The following is a 20,420-nucleotide window of genomic DNA, read 5'->3' on the forward strand; positions in this document are numbered from 1 at the left end:
ATGACGGAATACGCCTGGCCAAGCGTGCTGCGTCCGTCGCGGCTGAGCTTCTACCTGCAGCACAACACGCTGCGCTTTGTCTCGCCGGTCACCCGCGTAACGCAGGTGCTGCGGCGCGAGGGCGCACGCTGGGTCGCGGAGGCGACCTTCGAACCGCTGGGGCGCGTGCAGGCCGGCGTGATGGACGGGCTGCTGGCGGCACTTGCCGGCTCCGCCAACACGGTGCGCATCTGGGACTGGCGGCGCGAATACCGCACCGGCGATCCGCGCAGCCAGGGCGATGTGCCGACCGGGCCTTACTCCTTCTCGGACGCCACGATCTTCACGGACGGGACCGGGCTGGTGGTGGGCTCGGGCAATCCGTCGCTGGCGGCAGGGGCACCGCGCGGCGCGCTGTCGATCGTCACCCAGAGCTGGTGGCCCAGCACGATCGCCGTCGGTGCTGGCGACTACATCGGCCTCGGTGGGCGCCTCTACATCGCCACCGCTGCGGTCGCGGCCTCCGGCGCCGGGACCGCCACCATCGCCATCGCGCCGCCCCTGCGCGCAGCGGTCGTGGTGGGCGAGCCGCTGATCCTGTCCCTACCGAGCGTGCCGATGCGGCTGGTCTCGGATGACGAGGCGGCGAACCCGACGCGGCCTGGCCCCTTCGCCGCCGTGACCATCCGCATGGAGGAAGCCCTCTGATGTCCGGCACCCCACGCCTCAGCAACCAGGCAGCCTCCGCAGCGACGGCGCCGATCGCCACGCCCGTCGTCCTGGTAGAACTCGACTTCGCCACCGGCCCCGTTCGCGTCTGGACCGGGCTCGGGCCACTGGACTGGGCGGGGAAGGTGTTCGAGGGCGCCGGCACCATCGGCGCCATCTCGGATATCGAGGAGACGGTGGAGCTGCGCGCCGTGCGGCTCACCCTCGCACTGTCGCCCGTGCCGCAGGAGGTGGTGGATATCGCACTCGCCGAACGGAGCTACCGCCTGCGGCCTGTCACGCTGTGGGGCGCGCTGCTCGATGCGCAGGGCGCCTTCGTGGCGGACCCGTTCCCGCTCTGGGCGGGGCTGATGGACACGATGGAGGTGACGGACGGCGCGGAGCCCTCCGTGGCGCTGGCCTGCGAGAGCCGGCTGGTCGACCTCGAGCGGGCCGAGGTGCGGCGCTACACCGACGCCGACCAGCAGGCGGAATACCCCGGCGATCGGTTCTTCGAGTTCGTCCCCGCCCTCCAGGAGGCGGAGATCCGGCTGCCGATCCAGTGAGGGGCTCGCCCCCGGGCCGGCTGCCCGACTGGTCGGAGCGGCTGGCGGCGCTGATCACGGCGGCTGAGCACCGGCCCTTCGACGCGGCGTGCTGGAACTGCGGGCGCTTCGCCATGGCGGCGGTGGTGGCCTGCACAGGCCAGCGACCCGCCTGGCAGCACCGCCCCACGCTCGCGGAGATGGCCGACACCGCCGGCTTCCCGCGAATGCCAGTGCCGTTCGCCCGGACTGGCGACGTGGTTCTTGCCGCCGATCCCGATCGCCTCGGCGTCGTGCTCGACGCCGGGCGCGCTGCCTTCGTCGGATCCGCGGGCCTGATGCGCGCGCCGATCACGACCTGCGCCGTGGCGTGGCGCATCGGCTGGTGAGGGACTGACAGACCATGCCCGTCGCCATCCCCTTCATCGCCGCCGCCGCGGGGGCCGCCGCTTCCGCCGTCATAGGCGGCGGCGTCCTGGGCGCCGTGGCGGCCGCCGGCGCCGCCCTGGTGGTCTCCGCCGTGGGTGCCGCCGTCTTCCGCCCCAAGTCGCCCTCCGCCGCCCGCAGCGCCAACGTCACGCCAGGGACGGACACCGGGCCCGGCTCCGGCTTCGATCCCCGCACGCCCGGCGCCGGCCGCACGCAATCCTTCCGCCAGCCCATCACCGAGCATCAGATCGTCTTCGGGCGCTGCCGCACCTCCGGCCCGGTCGTGTTCCTGCACTCCGCCACCGACGATGAGGGCCGCGCCGATGGCTTCCTCCATGTCGTCGTGGTGCTGGCCGCGCACCGCGTGCGCGCGATCGGCGAGGTGTTTCTCAACGGCACCGCCTCCACCGACGCGAAGTTCGCCGGCCTGCTGCGCATCGACCGCGCACTGGGCGATCCCGGCCAGGCGGCCAACGCCAACCTCGTCGCAGACACTGGCGGCCAGTGGACCGCGGCCCATCGTGGCCAGGGGCGCGCCTATCTCGCCGTGCGCCTCAAGCTGCGGCCCGAGGCCTTCCCCTCCGGCGCGCCTAGTCTCTCCGCCATCGTCGAGGGGGCGGACACCATCCTCGACCCACGCACCGGCGGGACCGGCTGGTCCGACAATCCGGCGCTGTGCCTGGCCTGGTACCTGACCTCGCCCTTTGGGTGGCGCGCGGCCTGGGCGGATATCGACCTGCCGGCACTCATGGCGGCGGCCAACATCTGCGACGAGATCATGGGCCGGCGCGATGGCACCGCCGAGCGGCGCTACACCGTCAATGGCGCTGTCACCCTCGGCGAGGGCAAGATCGCCATCACCCGCAAGCTGGTCGCCGCCATGGCCGGCGCGCTCGTGGTGAGCGGGGGGCGTTTCTACATCCATGCCGGGGCGCCGGCGCTGCCGGCCGCCACGCTCACCTCTGACGATCTGCGCGGCGACGTCACCATCGTCGGCTCGCGTCCGCGGCGGGATCTCTTCAACGGGGTGCGTGCCGTCTATGTCGAGCCGGCCGCCGCCTGGCAGCCGACCGACGCGCCACCGCTGCTCGCCAGCAACTACGTCACCGAGGATGGCGGCGAGGCGATCTACCGGGACATGGAGTTCCCGCTCACCACCTCAGCGGCGACGGTCCAGCGCCTGATGAAAATCGAGCTGGAGCGCAACCGGCGGCAGCGCGAGGTGGCGATGCAGGCCAACCTCTCGGCGCTGCGGCTGCGGCCCTGGGATGGGGTGACGGTGGCGTTGGAGCGGCTCACGCCATTCCCGGCCCGGGTGACGGGGTGGGCGCTGGCGCCGGATGGCGGGGTGAACCTGCAACTGGCCGAGGAGGATCCCGGCGTCTGGGCGTGGAATCCGGCAGTCGACGAGCGGGCGACGGGGCAGAACCCGTCCGTGGTGCTGCCGAACCCGGGCGTCATCGCCGCGCCGGCGACCATCGTTGTGGAGACGCCGCTGGGGGTGAGTTTCACCGCGATCGCCGTCTCCTGGTCGGCGGTGGGCTCGGCCTATCTCGCCGGCTACGAGATCGAGTTCCGCCCGGCCTCGGTCGCGGTCTGGCAGGGCTATGCGGGCGGCCTCGGCGCCACCGCCGTCGCCATCCCCACCGCGGAACCCACCGCCTTTCGCGTGCGCGCCCAGGCGCGCAGCGGCGCGGTGTCGGGCTGGCGTGAGGCGCTGGTGCCGGCAGCCGCGTCGGGCCTGGCCGCGACCGGCATCGCTGGTGGCGTGCGGCTGTCGGGCGGCTTTCCCGCGGACGCCGTCCGCCTGCAGATCTTCGAGGCGAGCAGCGCCAGCCTCTCCGCCGCGACCAAGCTGGCCAGCGAGCCGACCGCGCTGCCATGGGATCGCACTGGCCTCACCACCGGCCAGACGCGCTGGTACTGGCTGCGCAGCGTCTCGGCCGAGGGCAACGTCTCGGCCTTCGCCGGCCCGGTCACCGCCACCGCATTGTAGGAGGCCCGCCATGCCGGCCCGCATCGACGACCTGCTGGTCCTCAACGCCAACCTCAACAAGACCGACTTCGCCAAGTACCTGCGCGACCGCGAGGCGGTGCTGCCGAACGACTTCGGCGGGCTGGGCGATGGCGTTGCCGATGATCGCACCGCCATCCAGGGGGCCTTCGATCGCGCCGCCGCGGACCAGAAATTCGCGATGATCCCGCCCGGCACATGGAACGTCTCCGGCACCGTGACCCTGCCGGGCGGGGCACGCGGGCTGATCATGCAGGGGACCATCCGCTACACCGGCACCGCACCCACCTCCGTGCTGGTGCTGGGCGATGGCGGCACCATCCGCAACGCGGAGAAGCTCTACACCGGGCTGAATGTCATCCGGCAGACGCTGTCCGACTGGTCCTCCGAGGCCGATATCGGCATCACCGTGCGCAACGTCGATGCCTCGCAGATCGAGCTGCGGCGGGTGGAAGGCTTCACCATCGGCATGCGCACGCTGGGCGATGGCCGCGGCGTGGAGGACAGCACCTTCACGCTGGGCCGCATCGTCAACAACCGGATCGGCCTCGACATCTGGTGCGCGACGGCGACGGCCTGGAACACCTCCATCCGCTACTATGGCGGGCACTTCGCCCAGGCGACCGGTGTGAATGCGGCGCAGGACCGGTTCGGCGTGCGCTTTGGGAATGAGGCGGGCGCCTATTCCAATCACAACCGCCACGTCTTTGACGCGCCGAACTTCGAGCTCCGCCAGGCCGGCAGCAACATCGCCATCCCCTTCCTGAACCAGACCTCCGGCAGCGCCATCATCGCGCGCAACATGCGCATGGAGGCCTGCTCGCCGCTGGCGGCGCGGCACACCGCCGGGGCGCAGGATTGCGAGTACGACATCGCCTGGACCAACACGTACCTGGTCGGCATCGACTACACGGCGACCGCGAACCGCTGCGGCAATGCGGTGATCAATCGGCACCGGGCACCGGCATCGCGGTTCCAGCGCTTCCTCGCCGGCGTTTCGAATACCCGCGCGGCGGCGTTCCGGCAGTCGGCGACGGAGGTGGGTGTCGAGGAGCTGATCACCATCGCCACCTCCACCACCACTGCGACCTTCATGGCGGATTTCTGCTTCAACGGGCTGACCGATCTTACGCCGACCGATCGGGCGGTGACGCTCGCGGCTAACCGCGGGCTGGGCTGGATGCTCGATACCTCCCAGGCGAAGGAATTCGCGCTGGCGCATTGGCTGACGAGCGGCGCCTCGGGCGGGCGCTTGTTTGTGCGCGTGTTCGATGGGGCGGGGAATGTCCGCGAGGACATTGCCGGCGACGTGCTGGCCTCCATCACCACCATGCAATGGAACGGGCCGGCGAAGGGGTGGAACGCCGGCGCGCCGATGGATGATGCCAACTTCAATCGCCGGCAGACCATCCGCGTGGGCGCAGCCGTCGCCTATGCGCAGGTGGGGGTGATCGGGTTTGATGGGCCGATCGACCTGCAATCGCTCCGGCTATACGGGCTGCCGGAAGCGGCACCCGCGGTGCTGAACGGCACGCCGCTGCTCCTGCAGTCGGGCCAGCGGGACTTCGCGGCGGAGGTGTCCTGGGATCTGCCGAGCCTGGCGCCGGGGGCGACGTCCCTGCTCGACGTCACGGTGAACGGGGCGCGGGCGGGCGATCTGGCGCAAGCATCGCTAGTCTCGTCGACGCGGTTCATCGAGCTCGACGCCGCGGTGTGGTCGAACAACACGGTGCGCGTGATGGCGCGGAACATCTCCGCAGCGACGTTCGATTTGGCAGCGGCGACGCTGTCGGTGGAGGTGGTGAAGCGGCGAGTGCCGTGATGCTGGAGCGTGCACTGCACGGCAGCATCCCCCGCGATCAGCACCCGCTGCAGCGACTCTGTTGCAATTTGGACATATCGTGATAGCAACCTATCCCCTGTGATTATTCGCGGGGAAGTTGAGCCAATGCCGACAGCAAAGCCCGAGAAACGACAGTTTCTGGTGCACCTTGAGCCCTCCCTGATCCAGAGAACCAAGATCCTTGCGGTAACGCAGGGCACCACGGCCTCGGCCGTCGTTCAACAGGCTCTGACAGAGCTGATCGAGCGTATTTCTGAAGAGGCCAAACACCCGACCGCCGTGCGAGAGGGCCGGCGCTGATGAAGACGCGGCCAACCAGCAATAAAGCAGGAAGCACATTTTCCGCGGTGCTCGCTGCCCTTTGTCCCTTCGCAACACCTAGCGTCGGGGACAACGGACGGTGACCCTTCTTACCCCGCTTGTTGACCTTATTACGGGCTTGATTGGCCTATTCGACTCGAAAGAAGTGGCCGTCCTCGTTGTCTTGGTCATGCTTGGTCTGTTTGCCGGAGCCACAGCATGGATCTGGCTGCAGCACCGCCGCCATATGGCGAGCCTCGAATCCGCAACTAAGACGCTGCGCGAAGCTCTCGCGCGCACAGACTGGACGAGTGCAGATCGACTGAATGCCGCGGACGCCGCCCTGAAATCAAATCAGGTGGTTGGTCCCGCATGGTCTCAGTACCGTGCATCGTTGCGAGAAGATCCTACTAAACCGGGAACCTACATCAACCTTGTTGAACCATCCTCTTGGTTCGCAGACGGACGCCTTCCTGGCAGCGGCTACGAGAAGTGGATCGCAACGTTTGCGAATGTCTTCCTCTGCCTCGGTCTTCTCTTCACGTTCGTAGGCCTCTCGGCCGCACTCCTCGGCGTCGGCTCAACCGAAACTGCCGAGCAGGTGCAACAGGCCGTCAATCGCATCCTGAATGTCTCATCCGCAAAGTTCATCACCTCTATCGCGGGCATCTTTCTCTACATCGTGTTGGTGGTCTGTGGCCGGCTGGCGAACGCCGGTAGGTCAAAAGCCGCCCGACGCTTCGCCGACGAAGTGCAGAACCTCACCTCGATGATGACGCCCGAGATTCTTCTGATGGATCAACTCGGCGCAGCGCGCGAGCAAACTGATCGGATGAAGCGCCTCGCTGACGACGTTGCGGTCGCCTTTGAGGCACGCCTCAATGATGTTGTTGGCAAGCGGCTGGACGCCCTACCCGGCGCACTTGAGCAGTCCATTCGGCCTGTCGTCAGCGCCATCGAAGGGATGGGAAGTACCCTTAGCAAGGGCGCCGACGATGCACTCGGGCGCGTCGCAGAGCGACTAGAAGCGGCGGCTGAAACAATGCGCGCTGCCCAGGGAGGAATCGGCAGCAGCGGCGCCGAGTTCGGAAGCCAGATTAGTCTCGCGGCCACGACCATGACCGACAGCGTGGCGCGAATGGCCGAAGCTATCGACGGCAAGCTCGCGGGGCTCGAAGGACGCATCGGCCGGGTGAACGATGCCCTTGGCCAGGGCGCCGACAACATCGCCGATGTCTCTCGCGGTCTTTCCGACGCCACAACTGCAGCACTGACGCAGGCCCTCGCTACCATCTCACAACAGGCTGCGAGCGGTGCAGAACAGGCCCGCCTCCAATCGCAGGCCGCCATGCAGCCATTGATGGAGAGCCTACAGGCGCTGGCAGAGCAAATTCGCGAGCGCGCGGCGGAGGGAAGCGGCTCGCTGCGCGAGGGCGGGAAATCCGCGGCAGACGCGATCGCTACCGCAGCGGAAAACATTACCCAGACCATGGCGCGGCTGGAAACCAAGATCGGCGGCATCGATGAGGCGCTCGCCCGGGGCTCGTCTTCAATCTCCAACGCCGGCTCCGAGCTTGGTCGGGCAACTGGAACGGCCCTCGAAGCCGCGCTCAAGACAATTTCCGACCAGGCAGCGCGTGGCGCAGAAGCAGCGCGACAGCAGAGCGAAGCGGCGCTGACGCCACTTATGATGGGGCTGCAGGACTTGGCGAAGCAGATCAAGGAGCAGGCTACTGCGGGCCGCGGTCAGCTGATCGAGGGCAGCGAGACCGCTGCAGGGACACTCGCCGCCGCGGCACAGCAGATGAGCGAGGGGCTTGCCTCCGCAGTGCGGGAGGCAAGCGCCCAACTGCAAGCCGCCGCCGGTGCCATGGCAGCCCGCATGGATGCCGCCGTTGTGCAGTTCCAGGCGCTCGAACGGGCCGTCGCACAGCACGTCGGTCACCTTGATCGAACCGGCACAACCATCGCCACCGCAGGCGTCACCTTCGGAAACGCCACCACTCAGCTCAGGCAGGCAGCCGAGCCGATCCAAGCCACCCTCGCGAGCGTTGATACGTCGGCCCGAAAGGCGGCTGAGGCCCTTGAGGCTACGGACCGAGTCCAGGCGGGGGTGCGCGAAGCAACGGCTGCGATGCAGGAATCAATCACTGGGGCGATGACCAGACTGCAGGAGGCTGCGAGTGCAGCTTCTCTCGCGCTCACATCCTACCAGGATCGCTTCGCCGCGACTGATGACGCGCTCGGACGGACGGTCGAGAAGCTGGTGAACGGCACCGTCAGTCTTGGGGATGCGGCAGCGTCTGCAATCCAAGGGATGAATGCAGAGCTTGGTCGAGCCATGGGCTCGCTGCGCATCGGTGCTGAAGAGATCAAGGAGAACGTGCAGGGCCTCGAGGATGCGACCGTTAAGGTGGCCGATGCGATGCGTGAGCACTCAGCCGCAATGAACAGACTGAGAGTGCGCTCCTGATGTTCAGCCGCACAGCACCTCAGACTGAATCGGAAGAGGCGAAGGACGTCTTCGCGCCAGTCGCTGACCTCATGGTTGGTGTCGTCTTCATCTTCATCGTGCTGATGCTCGCGCTTGTGATGAATCTCCGCAGAGAGGAGACGGTTCCACGCTCAACGTACGAGGCGCTTGTGGCGCAGGCGCAAAGCCTCGAAAGCCGGCTTGCTGCCGAAACACTTCGGGTGCGAGCATTGGAAGCGGAGAAAGCCCAACTCGCGCAGCGTCTGGCTGACGAGGTACAGCGGCGCGAGGCAGCCGAGGCGCGTGTACGTACGCTTCAGGAGGCCAATGCGCGGCTCATCGCATTCGTCCGCTTCGTCCGGGAGAACAACCTTGTTCGGCTCGTTCAGCGTCTTGCGGAGGCAGGGCAGACGCGAGCTGAGATGCTTCGGGAGATGGAGCGCATCCTCAGGCAGGATGAAATTCGCGTGCACATTGACGACCGCGCAGGAACACTGAGGCTGCCCGCCACGGCCTTGTTCGACCCCGGCCAGCCGATACCGACCAGTGAGGGGGCGAGCCTCATCCGCGCCCTTGCACGCGCGATGTCACAGGTTCTTCCCTGCTACTCTTACGCAGCAGGCGTCGACCAACGCAACTGCCAGCCGAGGGACAACACCAGCCGTCTCAGTGCCGTCTACATCGAGGGGCACACCGACGTGAACCCGCTCACGCCGACGGCGCGACTTCGGGACAATTGGGATCTCTCCGCTGCGCGCGCGATCTCGGCTTTCCAAATCATCCGGCGCGAGTCAGAGCAGTTGCAGACTCTCCAGAACCGGGACGGCGATGCGTTGATCGGAGTGAGTGGCTACGCTGAAAGCCGTCCGTCAAATCGGAATGCACCAGACCGCCGTCTGCCCGCTGCCGCCGAGAACGACCGTCGTATTGAGGTTCGAGTGATCATGACCACGAATGAAGACTTCGTGGAATCCGTTCTCCGGGAGCTCAACGGCCGCCTTGAGCAAATCGATGACCTCCTCCAACAACGCTGAGCAACCAACGACCACACTGAGGGGGGAGCTCCGAAAGGAGATACCGCAACTCTTCGCACCTGGTTTCGGGCTACGGCACGATGCCGTAGCGGACGAAGCCGAACAAATGGAGAAGAAGTGGGGAGGTGCGCGCATTGATGCGCAACCTCGTCCCGACGTCTTCATAGTCGTCAAGGCCGCGCTCCAGGCCGGCACCCGCGGCGTTGAAGCACTACCCCCGCGCCTGCTTTCTTATGTGCCCTTCGCGATGCTCTATGGCGCACACACTGGCCGCGGTGACGCAGATACGGTTCGGGCTTTCCTCAGCCGACTGCATGAAGCTGGCAGGTCTGCTCCCCGACGCCTCTGGCCCCATTACCTCCTGAGCCTGGAGCGCGACGACGCTGCGACGAACGAAATTGCGCTGTGGCTCAAGGCGTATCGGGACGGGCTGCCAACGCGGCTCGCTGACTTCACAGAGAAATACGATGCCCTCGACCCTGCAAGCACCCCGGGCAAGATGGCCCGCGAGGTGCTGGTTGGAGATGGCATTGAGACTGATTTTCAAGCGGTAGGCGTCGGGGCGGAGCGCCTGCACACTGCGGCACTCCTGGCCGAAATCCTTGGCGCAATAGGAAGCCAACTACGGAGTGGGGTTCGGCCCGCCGACGCGGTCCGACCGGTGAAGGCGATCCTGCCCGAACAGCGCAAACTTGCCATCGACCAGACACAGGCCCGGGAACCGGCGAAGCGACGCGCGCTCGGCGCCTTCATCGAAGGGCTGATCGCGTGGCAACGTCGCAGTGATCCTGACGACGCTAAGCCAGGCGCGGTCCTCGATCTCATTCTTGAGCTCAATGAGGACCCTCGCTTCGACGCTGTTAGGTGGAACGGCATCGTACCGAAGCCCACGACCGACATCGTCGAAGCCTGGCTTACAAAGCACACGATCGAGGCGTTCTTTCGCGTGGTGAATCAGCTTCGGATCGAGCGCACAGATATGTGGGCCGAGCGAAGAAAATTCTGGATGTCCTATCTACCGTATGTGAGGCGAGCTTGGCTGATTGTCGGTGATCAAGGTGTGCCCTTCGCAAAGCGGGAACGCATTCGCTTTGGTCGCTTCAGCGGCGGAGCCAACGAGGGACATTGCGGGCTGATGCTCGATTTCGGAGATCTGCGCGTACTTGAAATGAACATGAACGGCCGCGCGATCCTATGGCGCCCAGATGATGTCGCGCGTGGCGAGTTCCCGCAGGTGTACGACGAGACACCGTTCGATCGACGTAACTTCCGCGAACCCACTGTGTCCCGTCGTGAGCACTGGGAGAATGGATGCATAGGGCTTGTCCATAATCCACCAGATGGGTGGCAGTGGAAGTTCGCCGACCAGATACAGCAGCGATCCGACCGCGGCATCCGCCCGAAGGGTCTTTGAGAGACTCATGGCGCGCTACAATCTCACCCATTCGGTCAGTCAAGCCGGATTTGAATTCCGGTTGGTGAAGCCGCGCTCGCTTCTTGCCGCCGGCGGCGAGCTGCCGGCATCGGCGTGGACAGACGATCTGCACCCCGGCCTCCCACTCCTTCGGCAAATGACCGAAGCGGGCATCGGGACGCAGTCTGACGTCGCGGTTCTTCTACCGCACGCATCCGTCGCGTTGCTCGCACCAGCAGAGGCGACAGCGCTCGGACTGCCAGCCCCTTGCCCGCACGCCCTCGTCCTTGAGAGCAAGGGTGCTTTCTCAGACACCGAGTTCGCCATCAGGATGCGTTGGGTCTCACAATCGGGTGCCGAGGTGATCGGGCTTCGACGGACAGGCGCGCTACTTGAGACTGTGGTTGATCGCTTCACGCTGCGTGATCCGCTCTATCCACTCGTGGAGGAAATTGAGCGACTGAACGCGTTGTCCACCGCCGCTGGACAAGATCGCACCGAGTCCCTCGACGCCCGTATGGCGCAGCTCGCCCGCGTGAAGCAGGCTCTCGCCGATGCGACAGGCGATGCCGGAGCAGACAAGTACCTGGCACAGCTGACCATCAGTCATGCGACTGGGCTCGGGGTCGACCTCGAGGGTTCCGCGGACGACCCTTACTTTCGCCCCACGCTCTTCGGCGACGTGCCGCCTCCGCCTGGCGCAGCAGATAACGAAGACATCGACACCGAGCGCCAGCCTCTTCTGCCGGAAGAGCAAGCCAGACGTTTTGGCCAGACGCTCTTTCCAAGGGCAGGCGCGTGGACTCACTATAGACTCGATGAGGGCGCCTACGTTGTCCTCGACAAGCCCGTCGTGGCTGCGCTGCGTGTGGTCAAGCGCGTCAACGCCAGCGACCGCGAGACCCGCCGCACATTCAGACGCGACCCATCGTCGTTCCTGCTTCCCGAGATCGTTGCCGCGGGCGGTGCCGGTGACGTCCTTTGCGGCGGTACGGTTCTCGCTCCCGCCGAAGGCGAGGGCTACGGCGCTAGGGTCCTTGGGATCACTGAGTGGGAGGGCAAAGCCTTCTCATTCAAGATCCCAGTCACCACGAATTGGTTCCCTGGCGAGGACGGTTCGGGCGGCGAGGCGATCTCGTCCATCGAGGTACCGGGTGCTGACGAGCCCTTGGTCGTGCGGTCGGGTGAGATCAACAGCGTCATCGCGTCAGTGGAGCAGGCTCGTGCTACCGGCGAGGGCACCTTTACCCATGGAGGAAGGACATATCCGACCCCGGACAGCGACGACTTACTTCAGACCCTTAGGGCTCTTCTCGGGCAGATAGGCCCGACCGATGCCGCGACCGACGCTGATGGGAAGGACAAGGAGGAGCCGAGCGGAGCCCGCCGTCGTCTCGTCCTGCGCGTTTCGGAGAATGAGGAAGACCTCAGTTACCTCGCGCGGCTGCGCGATCCTGACGGGACATTGAATCGCACGGCTGGCCTCGATGTGCAGGGCCTCGTCAGCACCCCTGATCCTCACCAGCGAGAGGCCATCGGTTGGCTTCAACTATGCTTTGTTTCAGGTATGCCTGGCGTGCTGCTGGCGGACGATATGGGGCTCGGCAAGACCTTCGAGGTTCTGGCCTTCCTCCACTGGCTGCGCCAATCGGGCGGGACCGATGGCCGACCCATCTTGATTGTCGCGCCTTCGAAGCTGCTCGACGAGTGGCGCGAGCAGATCGGTGTCCACCTACCACCGATGGCCTTCGGGCGACCTGTCTATGCTTATGATCGCGGCCTGAAGGACATCATCATCGAGAGAGGCGAGGAGACTTCGCTGGGGCGCGCGACCCTCGACCTCGAGCGCTTGCGGAAGGCGGACTGGGTGCTCACGACCTATGAGACGCTGCGTGACCACCAATTCTCATTCTCCCTCGTTCGCTTTCGGGTCGCTGTGTTTGACGAGGCCCAGAAGATCAAGTCGGGCACGAGCATGCTGAACCATTCAGCCAAAGCTCAGCAGCCGGATTTCGTTGTGCTGATGACCGGAACACCCATCGAGAACAGCACGATGGACATTTGGACTCTCCTGGATGTGGCGTGGCCAGGCTTTCTCGGCGTGAGCGGCAAGGACTTCGTGGCGCGGTACGGCAATGGCACCAACGATGACCTGATGGCGGCCCTCAAGGAGCGTCTTGTGGGCCAGACGGTCTGGGGTGAGGGCGCTTCCGCTCGCACCATACCGCCGGTGATGCTTCGACGCTTCAAGACACAGATCCTCACCGGCCTCCCTCCCAAGAACGAGGCACGATGGCAGGAGCTGATGGCTGCGGCCCAGGTTAAGGCCTACGATGCCGTCCTAGAGGATATGCGCGGCGGACGCCTCAAGGCCCTCGCAGCCCTGCAGGCCCTCCGTCAGATCTGTCTGCATCCGGAGTTGCGGGTTCCACGGGATGCGGATGATCGCCGCACCCTCATCGAAGCCAGCGCGCGCTTTCGGGCTCTGTTCAAGGTACTCCGCAAGGCTCGGGAGGCCGACCACGGGGTGCTGGTATTTGTTGATATCCGCAAGGCGCAGGACGTCCTCCAGGCGATGATCCGCGATGAGTTCCGGTTGTCCAAGGTGCCGGATGTGATCAACGGCAACACACCCATCACTGCAGTCGGCGAGATCAAGGCGCGTTTCCAAGCAGGTCGCGGCTTTGGCGTTCTCCTCCTTGGTCCCCGCTCTGCTGGCTTCGGTCTGACGCTGACGCGCGCGACCCAGGTTGTGCATCTCAACAGGTGGTGGAACCCAGCCGTCGAGGATCAGTGCAGCGACCGCACGCACCGAAAAGGCCAGACGGAACAGGTTACGGTACACCTGCCTATCGCGCGCCATCCGCAGCTTGGCGATGAATCATTCGACGTACTTCTCGACCAGTTGCTGATGTTCAAGCGCGAGCAGAGCAAGCGGGTGATCGTGCCGTCTGCACTGACTGAAACTGAACTTGCTGAGTTCTACGCGCGGATGACTGTCGGACCCGGCGCGGCGCGCGGGCAGGGTCTAGACGAGCTCGACCGACAGGACTGGCGGAGCTTTGAGCTCTGGGTAGCACGTCGCTTCCAAGAGTCAGGGTGGCAGGTGAGCGAGACGCCACGCAGCGGCGACGGCGGGGTGGATGTCGTCTGCAGGCACCCGGCCAATCGGCGGGGTATCCTCATTCAGGTCAAGCATAAGGAAATGGGGCTTGGTCAAGTTGCTGACGACGCAGTTGCACAGATCAGCGCAGCGCCTGGCCGATACAAGGGACATCCGTGGCTGAGGGACCCACTCCTGTTGGTTGCCACAAATGGGCGCTTCGATCTTCGCGCACGGACCGCGGCTGAGCAAAGCAACGTGAAGCTGGTTGGCCGAGAGGACATAATGACCCTCGGTTCAATTGCTCAGGAACTCCTGAGTGTTCAGTGATGGCGCGGCGCCAGAAGCGATGTTCTGAGCGTGGACGCCGCCGATCACGTCCGCCAAGAGTAAGCACACGGAGAGGGTTGTTCGCTGGTTCCCTTTCCTACACCACTTCCCCCCACTCTCGTGACGCAGATCAAGGCTGCTTCCCGGCCCGTGGTGGAGTATGCTGCCGCAAACACCCGGGGATCGGCCATGCTGCGGCTGTTGCTGACCTGTTCCATGCTCATCGCGGGCCTGCCCTGCCTTTCCGCCGCCGCCCAGATCGGCGATCCGGTGCCCGGTGAGGCCGTGGCCCGGACTTGGTGCGCCAACTGCCACGATGTGAACCGCGCCCCGCGCCCGCCCGCGACCGACGCGGTGCCCAGCTTCGCGGCCATCGCCGCCATGCCCAGCACCACCTCGATGTCCCTGCGGGTCTTCCTGCAGACCCCGCATGCCGCGATGCCCGACTATCAACTGGAACGGCATGAGCTCGACGACCTGGTGGCCTATATCCTGTCGCTGCGGGCGCCCTGAACATGTCGCCCCAGCCCCGCGAAATGGGCCCTATCGGATAAGGCCCCGCCGGGACTATATGGTGCGCTGCATGGTGATGCCCGCAGCCTGCCCCCGGCCCTGACAGCGGCCCCTCGCAGGCTCTCCCCACCAGCCAGGACATGAAGGACCGCGCGGTATGCCGCCGCCCTCCGTCATGGCCGAGCCGTCACGTCCCCGCGGCGAAGCCGGGGGCAGCGCCACCGCAACCTCACCTCGCGCGCCCCGCGTGAGCCCAGATGAATACGGCCCCAAGATGATTCCTGCACCCAAGAAGCCCGCTGCCACCGCCAAGCAGCCCGAACCCATCATGCTGGCCGATGCCGAAGTGGCGGATATCGCCAAGCGGCACCGCCTGTCGGTCGCCATCGTGACGGAAATCATCCGCCGCGTGGGCACCGGCGAACGCTCCGCGATCGAGCGCGAGATCCGCAAAGGCCTGGCCCGGCGCTGAATTACCCGGGCAGCGCGGCCTCGATGTCGCGCTCCAGCTTCTCCGGCTTCACCGAGGGGCCATAGCGCCGCAGCACCTGCCCATCCGGCGCGATCAGGAACTTCGTGAAGTTCCACTTGATGCGCCGGGTGCCGAACAGCCCCCGCGCCGCGTCGCTCAGGTGCCGGTACAGCGGGTGTGCGCCCGGCCCGTTCACCTCGGTCTTGGCGAAGACCGGGAAGGTCACATCATAGCGGCTCTGGCAGAAGGCCTGGATCTCGGCGTCGCTGCCCGGTTCCTGCCGGCCGAACTGGTTGCAGGGAAAGCCCAGCACCGCGAAGCCGCGCGGGGCGAAACGGCGGTGCAGCGCCTCCAGCCCCGCATATTGCGGGGTGAAGCCGCAGCGGCTGGCCAGATTCACCACCAGCAGGGCTTTTCCGGCATAGTCGGACAGGCGCTGCGGCTGGCCATCGATGGTCTTCAGGGCGGTGTCGAACATGGGCATGGCCGCCGCTGTATCACGATCCGCCCACATGCGCATGGGCGCACGATCCGCCGGCCTGTGCATGGGCGGGATTACCATTCAGCAGAGCCCCCGCGCCCCATGCGGCTTGCCCTGGGGGTGGGCTGCGGCTACTGCCCGCTCCATTATCGGCGCCCCCCTGGTGCCGGTCGCTGACGGCGGAGACAACAATGCAGCGTCGCAACCTTCTTCTGGGCACCGCCTCGGCGGCCGCTGGCTTGGCGCAGCTGCGCCAGGCCCATGCCCAGGCCCCGGCTTTCCCCAGCCGGCCCATCCGGCTCGTCGTGCCCTTCGCGCCCGGCGGCGCGGTGGACATCACCGGCCGCGTCCTGGCCGAGCGCCTGCCCTCCATCCTCGGCCAGACCGTGACGGTGGACAACCGCGGCGGCGCCGGCGGCAATCTGGGCGGGGACGCGGTGGCCAAGGCCGAAAAGGATGGCCACACCCTCCTGCTCGGCACCGTGACCATGTTCGCGGCCAACAAATTCCTCTACCGCCGCTCCATGTCCTATGACCCGATCCGCGACTTCGCGCCGGTCAGCCGGGTGGCGACGGGCACGGTGCTGCTGGTGGTCAACAGCCAGAAGCCCTGGCGCACCTTCGCCGAGCTGATCGACTATGCCCGCCAGAACCCGGGCAAGGTCACCATGGGCTCCTCGGGCACCGGCACGGTCAGCCACCTGACCATCAGCGCCGTGGCGCGGGCGGCCGGGGTGGACATCACCCATGTGCCCTATCGTGGCGGCGGCCCCGCCATCACGGACCTGCTCTCGGGCTCCATCGACCTGATGTTCGACGTCATGCCCGCGCTGATGCCCCATGTGCGTGAGGGCCGGTTCCGCCCGCTCGCCGTCGGCAGCGCAGAGCGCGTGGACTATGTGCCGGGGCTGGAGCAGGTGCCGGGCATGCGCGAACTGCTGCCCAACAGCACCATCGACATGCAGAGCTGGTACGCCGTCACCGCCCCCGCCGGGGTCGCGCCCGACCGCGTGCAGCGCCTGCATGACGCGGTGGTGGAGGTGGTCCGCACCCCCGAATACCGCGCGAAGCTGGAGCCGCTGGGCTTCAAGCCGGTGTGGGACGAAACCCCCGCCGCCTTCGGTGCCTATATGCTGGAACAGGAACAGCTGTGGCGCCGCATCGTCGAAGAGTCCGGCGCGACGCTCGACTGACCGGCGACCGGGGCGGTGCCTGTCACCGCCCCAGCAGCTTGGCGGCCTCGCGCAGCCACAGCACGCTGCTGGCCGCACCCGTGCAGACCAGCCAGTCCCGCCAGCCCAGCGCCTCGGTCGAGAAGGCCTCCCGCAGGGGGGGCACATACAGCACCGCCGCGTGCAGCCCCACCGAGAGCAGGATCGCCCCCCACAGCCAGCGATTGGCGAACAGCCCCGCGAAGGCGCTGCGCTCGTCCGAGCGCGCGTTCAGCACGTTGAACAGCTGGAACAGCGTGAGGGTGGTGAAGGCCATGGTCTGGCCATGGCGCAGGTCGCCCGTGCCCTCGATCAGCCCGCCCGGCATCGCGGCATCCAGCACCAGCAGCGTGCCGGCCGCCATCACCAGCCCCACCTGCAGGATGCCCCACCACATGCGCGGCGTGATCACGCCTTCCCCGCGCGGGCGGGGCGGGCGGGCCATGATGCCGCGCCCGGCCGGGTCCAGCCCCAGCGCCAGGGCGGGCGCGCCATCCGTAACCAGGTTGATCCACAGGATCTGCGTGGCCAGCAGCGGCAGCGCCACGCCGCTGCCCCCAGGGGTGCCCCCAAGGGTGCCCTCTGGCGCCGTCAGCCCGATCACGCCCCCCAGCACCACGCCCAGGAACATCGTCATCACCTCCCCGATGTTCGAGGAGAGCAGGTAGCGCAGGAATTTGCGGATGTTGGAGAAGATGGCCCGGCCTTCCTCCACCGCCGCGACGATGGTGGCGAAATTGTCGTCCGCCAGCACCATGTCGGCCGCCTGCTTGGACACGTCCGTGCCGGTGATGCCCATGGCGATGCCGATATCGGCGCGGCGCAGGGCCGGGGCATCGTTCACCCCATCCCCGGTCATGGCCACCGTGGCGCCCTGGGCCTGCAGCGCCGCCACGATGCGCAGCTTGTGCTCCGGGTTGACCCGGGCATAGACGGAAATATCGCGCACCGCCGCATCCAGCGCCGCGTCGTCCATCGCCTCGATCGCGGCCCCGGTCACCACCCGCCCATCGGCGCTGATGCCCAGTTCGCGCGCGATGGCGGCGGCGGTGGCCGGGTGGTCGCCCGTGATCATGATGGGGCGGATGCCGGCGGCGCGGGCGCGGGCCACGGCGGGCTTCGCTTCCTCACGCGGGGGGTCGCGCATGCCGATCAGGCCCAGGAAGACCAGCTCCCGCTCATCCGGCGCGGCACCAGGGGGCAGGGCGCGGCCGGCCACGGCCAGGGTGCGCAGCGCCTGCCCGGCCATGGCCGCGTTGGCGTGCAGGATCTCCTCCCGGCGCTCGGTGGTCAGCGGGCGGGTGGCCTCGCCCACCCGTTCCAGCGTGCACAGGCCCAGCAGCACATCCGGCGCGCCCTTGGCGAACAGCCGCCCGCCCGCGTGCAGGGTGCTCATCAGCTTGCGTTCGGAGGAGAAGGGCAGCTCCGCCTCGCGGTCCGGCGGCGAGACCCCCGCCAGCCCGGCCTTACGGGCCGCGACCAGCAGCGCGCCCTCCGTCGGGTCGCCCAGCACGGACCAGTGGCCGTCCTTTTCCCGCAGCAGGGCGTTGTTGGCGCATTCCGCCGCTTCCAGCGCGGCTAGCAATTCGCCGTGCTGCGCGGGGGCGATGGGCGCCCCGTCCTCCCGCGCCAGCCGGCCCCGCGGCGTGTAGCCCGTGCCCTCCAGCAGCACGGCCCCGCCGGCGGTGACGATGCGGCACACCGTCATCTCGTTGCGCGTCAGCGTGCCGGTCTTGTCGGAGGCGATGACATCGGCCGAGCCCAGCGTCTCCACCGCCGCCAGGTGGCGCAGGATGGCGTGGCGCCGGGCCATGCGCTGCACCCCCACCGAGAGCACCGCCGTGACCACCGCCGGCAGCCCCTCCGGCACCGCGGCCACGGCGAGCGCCACGCCCAGCAGCAGCACGTCGAACACCGCGCTCCAGCCCCGCACATCGTCCAGCAGCAGGATGGTGGCGACCATCACCACCGCGATGGCCAGCACGATGCGCCCCAGCAGCCGGCCCACCCGGTCCAGCTCGCGCTGCAGGGGGGTGGTCTCGGGCGGGGCGGCCTTCAGCAGGCCGGCGATGCGGCCCATCTCCGTGCCCATGCCGGTGGCGGTGACCACGGCGCGCCCATGCCCGCGCGTGGCCACGGTGCCGCTGAACAGCATGTTGGCGCGCTCCGCCAGAACGGCATCGGCGGGCAGCGGGGCGCTGTGCTTGGAGACCGGCAGGCTTTCGCCGGTCAGCGCGGCCTCGGCGGTTTCGAGGGCCATCGCCTCGACCAGCCGGGCATCGGCGGGGATGGTCGCACCTTCCTCGATGAGGATGAGATCGCCCGGCACCAGCTCCGCCGCCGGGATGCCGCGCGGCGCGCCGCCGCGCACCACCAGCGCCCGGGCGGCGGACATCCGCCCCAGCGCCGCCACGGCCTGTTCCGCGCGCGCGGCCTGCACATGGCCCATCACGGCGTTCAGCAGCACCACGGCCAGGATCGCCATGGCCTCGAAGGGCAGGGGGGTGTCGCGTTCGGCCAGCCACAGCAGGGCGGAAATCAGCGCCGCCGCCAGCAGCAGGATCACCAGCGTGTCGCGGAACTGTTCGAGGAAACGCCGCCAGCCGGGGATGGGCGGCTCCTGGGCCAGCTCATTGGGCCCCAGGCGTTGCAGGCGCTCGCGCGCCGTATCCTCCGGCAGGCCGGTGGCGGCGCCGGAACCGAGCGCCACCAAGACCTCCGAGGCTTCGGAGGCCCAGGGGCCGGCCAGAGGGGGGAGGATCAGAGCGAGGCCCGCAGCAGCAGGGGCATGTCCTCCATCTTGTCCACCACCTTGCTCACCCCGGGCACGGCCTGCATCAGCACGCGCAGCGCCTCACGCATGTGCTCCGAGCGCGCGAAGCCATAGAGCGTGACCACGCTGCCCTCGACGCTGGGATAGACCCAGAAGGTATCCGCCCAGGGCTGTTCGCGCAGGGCCTGCACCACGGCCTTCAGCAGGGAGGTCTGCCCGGAGGTCGCCGGGGTGGCGGGGGCCTCCAGCACCGCGCGCAGCAGGTCGGCGCGGGAGACGAGGCCCACCATCTGCCCCTGCCGCAGCACGGGCACGCGGCGGATGTTGTGCTCCTCCATCAGCCGGGCCACCTGCTCGACGCTGGTGTCTTCCTCGGCCGTGACCAGGTCCTGGGTCATCACGTCCCGCGCGGTCTTGCCATGCGCCTTCACGAAGCGTTGCAGCATCGGGGTGGGGGAGCGGAACAGGTCCAGGAACCAGGTGAAGGGGCCGCGCGGGGCATCGGCCAGGCGGCGGATCAGGTCGCCCTCGGTCACCACGCCCAGCGGGATGCCGCCCGGGCCCACCACGGGCACCGCGGAAATGCCGCGCCCGGCCAGCAGCCGGGCGATCTCGGCCACCGGCATGTCGGGCGGCACGACGACGAGGTTGGAGGACATCAGGTCCTTGGCTTGCATGGCGGCATCATCCCGGTTTGGGGGGGGCCAGTGCCCCCTTGCTGTAGTGACCCTCCGGCATGGCGGCGGGCCTGAACAGTCACATATATGCGAAAGTTAATGTTTGCTTTGATATAGGTCA

General features: G+C 67.4%; 16 protein-coding genes. 13 read left to right on the forward strand and 3 right to left on the reverse strand.

Annotation, left to right across the window (positions count from 1 at the left end):
- The 12 genes from GT007_RS09535 (at window position 1) to GT007_RS09590 (ending at window position 15,157) form a co-directional block, all read left to right on the forward strand.
- Window positions 1–687: a hypothetical protein gene (locus GT007_RS09535; protein ID WP_160121366.1), complete on the forward strand. Its 687-nt coding sequence runs from the start codon at window positions 1–3 to the stop codon at window positions 685–687.
- Between the two features lie 146 nt (window positions 688–833).
- Window positions 834–1,253 carry a hypothetical protein gene (locus tag GT007_RS09540; protein ID WP_236571580.1) on the forward strand — a complete coding sequence of 140 codons (420 nt, stop codon included), beginning with the start codon at window positions 834–836 and terminating at the stop codon, window positions 1,251–1,253.
- On the forward strand, window positions 1,250–1,621 hold the full coding sequence (locus tag GT007_RS22930; RefSeq protein ID WP_160121368.1) for a DUF6950 family protein: 372 nt from the start codon (window positions 1,250–1,252) through the stop codon (window positions 1,619–1,621). Before GT007_RS09540 ends, GT007_RS22930 begins: the two co-directional genes overlap by 4 nt.
- Window positions 1,622–1,635: 14 nt before the next feature.
- On the forward strand, window positions 1,636–3,657 hold the full coding sequence (locus tag GT007_RS09550) for a phage tail protein (RefSeq protein WP_160121369.1): 2,022 nt from the start codon (window positions 1,636–1,638) through the stop codon (window positions 3,655–3,657).
- A gap of 10 nt (window positions 3,658–3,667) precedes the next feature.
- A complete protein-coding gene (locus tag GT007_RS09555; RefSeq protein ID WP_160121370.1) occupies window positions 3,668–5,497 on the forward strand; it encodes a pectate lyase family protein in 1,830 nt (609 codons plus the stop codon).
- A 126-nt stretch (window positions 5,498–5,623) separates the two neighbouring features.
- A complete protein-coding gene (locus GT007_RS09560) occupies window positions 5,624–5,818 on the forward strand; it encodes a CopG family transcriptional regulator (protein WP_160121371.1) in 195 nt (64 codons plus the stop codon).
- A 100-nt stretch (window positions 5,819–5,918) separates the two neighbouring features.
- Window positions 5,919–8,291 (forward strand): hypothetical protein, encoded by a 2,373-nt coding sequence (locus GT007_RS09565; protein WP_160121372.1) that lies wholly within the window; start codon window positions 5,919–5,921, stop codon window positions 8,289–8,291.
- Window positions 8,291–9,325: an OmpA/MotB family protein gene (locus GT007_RS09570; RefSeq protein WP_160121373.1), complete on the forward strand. Its 1,035-nt coding sequence runs from the start codon at window positions 8,291–8,293 to the stop codon at window positions 9,323–9,325. Before GT007_RS09565 ends, GT007_RS09570 begins: the two co-directional genes overlap by 1 nt.
- Entirely contained in the window at window positions 9,303–10,739 is a 1,437-nt protein-coding gene (locus GT007_RS09575; RefSeq protein ID WP_160121374.1) for an EH signature domain-containing protein, read from the forward strand. The genes GT007_RS09570 and GT007_RS09575 overlap by 23 nt, the downstream gene beginning before the upstream one ends.
- A gap of 7 nt (window positions 10,740–10,746) precedes the next feature.
- Window positions 10,747–14,172 carry an SNF2-related protein gene (locus tag GT007_RS09580; protein WP_160121375.1) on the forward strand — a complete coding sequence of 1,142 codons (3,426 nt, stop codon included), beginning with the start codon at window positions 10,747–10,749 and terminating at the stop codon, window positions 14,170–14,172.
- Window positions 14,173–14,361: 189 nt separating this feature from the next.
- On the forward strand, window positions 14,362–14,685 hold the full coding sequence (locus GT007_RS09585) for a c-type cytochrome (RefSeq protein WP_160121376.1): 324 nt from the start codon (window positions 14,362–14,364) through the stop codon (window positions 14,683–14,685).
- A 274-nt stretch (window positions 14,686–14,959) separates the two neighbouring features.
- Window positions 14,960–15,157, forward strand: coding sequence for a hypothetical protein (locus tag GT007_RS09590; RefSeq protein WP_160121377.1), 198 nt, complete (start codon window positions 14,960–14,962; stop codon window positions 15,155–15,157).
- 1 nt (window position 15,158) lies between these two features.
- Here the strand turns inward: GT007_RS09590 and GT007_RS09595 are convergent, their stop codons facing one another.
- Window positions 15,159–15,635 carry a glutathione peroxidase gene (locus GT007_RS09595; protein ID WP_457852339.1) on the reverse strand — a complete coding sequence of 159 codons (477 nt, stop codon included), beginning with the start codon at window positions 15,633–15,635 and terminating at the stop codon, window positions 15,159–15,161.
- Window positions 15,636–15,829: 194 nt separating this feature from the next.
- Between GT007_RS09595 and GT007_RS09600 the strand changes: the two genes are divergently transcribed.
- Window positions 15,830–16,831, forward strand: a complete 1,002-nt coding sequence (locus GT007_RS09600; RefSeq protein ID WP_160121379.1) for a Bug family tripartite tricarboxylate transporter substrate binding protein — start codon at window positions 15,830–15,832, stop codon at window positions 16,829–16,831.
- 22 nt (window positions 16,832–16,853) lie between these two features.
- Here GT007_RS09600 and GT007_RS09605 read toward each other — a convergent pair whose 3' ends face one another.
- The gene (locus GT007_RS09605; protein ID WP_160121404.1) at window positions 16,854–19,613 is read right to left on the reverse strand and encodes a cation-translocating P-type ATPase; all 2,760 of its coding nucleotides are present in this window, start codon (window positions 19,611–19,613) and stop codon (window positions 16,854–16,856) included.
- Window positions 19,610–20,299 (reverse strand): CBS domain-containing protein, encoded by a 690-nt coding sequence (locus tag GT007_RS09610; protein WP_160121380.1) that lies wholly within the window; start codon window positions 20,297–20,299, stop codon window positions 19,610–19,612. The genes GT007_RS09605 and GT007_RS09610 overlap by 4 nt, the downstream gene beginning before the upstream one ends.
- Window positions 20,300–20,420: the final 121 nt, after the last annotated feature.

This window comes from Rhodovarius lipocyclicus, assembly GCF_009900765.1.
GTDB lineage: Bacteria > Pseudomonadota > Alphaproteobacteria > Acetobacterales > Acetobacteraceae > Rhodovarius > Rhodovarius lipocyclicus.